The 1,644-nt window shown below is 71.5% G+C and carries 1 protein-coding gene and 1 pseudogene; one reads left to right on the forward strand and one right to left on the reverse strand.

Going from position 1 to position 1,644, the window contains the following annotated elements; genetic code table 11:
- Positions 1–219 (reverse strand): annotated as a pseudogene (locus AB0J09_RS64310) (hypothetical protein); the annotation flags it as partial.
- Positions 220–351: 132 nt separating this feature from the next.
- Between AB0J09_RS64310 and AB0J09_RS64315 the strand changes: the two are divergent.
- A complete protein-coding gene (locus AB0J09_RS64315; protein ID WP_360714288.1) occupies positions 352–1,389 on the forward strand; it encodes a hypothetical protein in 1,038 nt (345 codons plus the stop codon).
- The last annotated feature ends 255 nt before the right edge of the window (positions 1,390–1,644 follow it).

The raw sequence follows: 1,644 nt of genomic DNA on the forward strand, positions 1-1,644 counted from the left end.
CACCGGCCACCTGCGGCACAACCACAGCCCCGCGCAGGCCAGGATCCCGCCCGCCAGGTCGGCCACCAGATACCACCCGGGCACGCCCGGGGTCAGGTCTCCCCAGACCACCGCGGCGGCCCCGGCGAGTGCCAGCACGAAGCCACCTGCGCCGACCGCCCAGTCGCGCCGCGACCGCATCCAGCCGGGCCGCACGTCCTTCACCCCGGCCACGAACACAACCGCCGATCGTAGCCGCCACCTCCGGCCACCGGTAAGCAACCAAAGTCACCATCGGCAAACGACCGGAGTTGCCACGGACCGGCCTTCCGGCAGCAGCGGCCGTCCCCTGTCCTCAGGGAGCGTGGGGGCATGGTCACATCCAAGGCACGCGGCCGCTGGGCCGCACTTCTGCTGGCCGCGGTCACCCCGGTCGTCGCCGAGCTCACGTTGGGCAACCCACCGCTCCGCCAGGCGTGGCTGATACTCCTGTGGGTGCCGATCTACGGCGCGGGCACGGTGCTGGTGCGCGAGCTGGTACGCCGCGCGGGGCGGGGCTGGGCCGCGATCCTGCTGCTCGGGGCCGCGTACGGGATCGTCGAGGAAGGGCTGGCGCTGCAGGCGCTCACCAGCCCGACCATCTACGGCGTGGCCGGCTGGGCGCCCCGGATTCTCGGGCTGAACAGCGCGTACACGGAGCTGAACATCCCCTACCACGCGGTCTTCAGCGTGGCCCTGCCGATCCTGCTGCTGGACCTGATCTTCCCCGGGCTGCGCCGTCAGCCGTACCTGGGGCGGACAGGTCTGGTGGTGGCCGGGGTGGTGTTCGTGCTCGGCGCCATGCTGCTGCGGTTGACCGTGACGACCTCCTTCGACCCCGGCTACCAGGCGCCGCCCGAGGTGTTGATCGGCTGCCTGGTGGCCGTCGCGCTGCTCGCCGTGGTCGCACTGCGCCTCACGCCCCGGCGTCCCGGCCCGCCGTCCCCCGTGACCGCTCCCGCACCGGTGATCGCCGGCGGGTTCGGCGCGGTGGTGGCGTTCGGGTATCTGGCGCTGCTGTTCCCCTTCGGCGGTGCCGAGCACCCGGCCTTCACGCGGGGCGGTTGGGTGGTGGTGCCGATGGTGGCGGCGGCGGTCCTCGCGGTGGCGGCCGGGTGGCTGCTCAGCCGGTGGACGACGGCGGACGCGTGGAGCGACCGGCACAGCCTCGCCCTGGCGAGCGGCGCGCTGGTGGCGCACACGGCGTTCGGGGTGATCGCCAACGGAGAGACCCTCGCCGACCGCCTTTCCCTGGCGGCGCTCGGGGTGGTCATGGCCGGCCTGCTGGCCCTGCTCGGCCGGCGCACACGTGGGTGGCCGATCGGCTTCGGTCACGGCGCGATTGACGAATCCACCAAGGGCATGAAATAGTGATGGTGGCACCGGAGGTTGACACTAATAGTAAGTGTGGACATTAGTTTCCCATTTGCGTTATGCTGCTCCCTCGCGCTGCCTCGCGCGCCCCGGATTTCGCCGGGGCGTTTGGCGTGCGCGCAGTTCGATTCCATCCGTGCCCTCCGGAAGGACATCAGTTGGCAGCCTCGCGCAACGCCTCCGCCGTACCCGCTGGTCCCCGTCGCGTGTCATTCGCGCGCATCCAGGAGCCCCTCGAAGTTCCTGACCTTC

This window comes from Nonomuraea sp. NPDC049784 (assembly GCF_040659615.1).
Lineage (GTDB): Bacteria > Actinomycetota > Actinomycetes > Streptosporangiales > Streptosporangiaceae > Nonomuraea.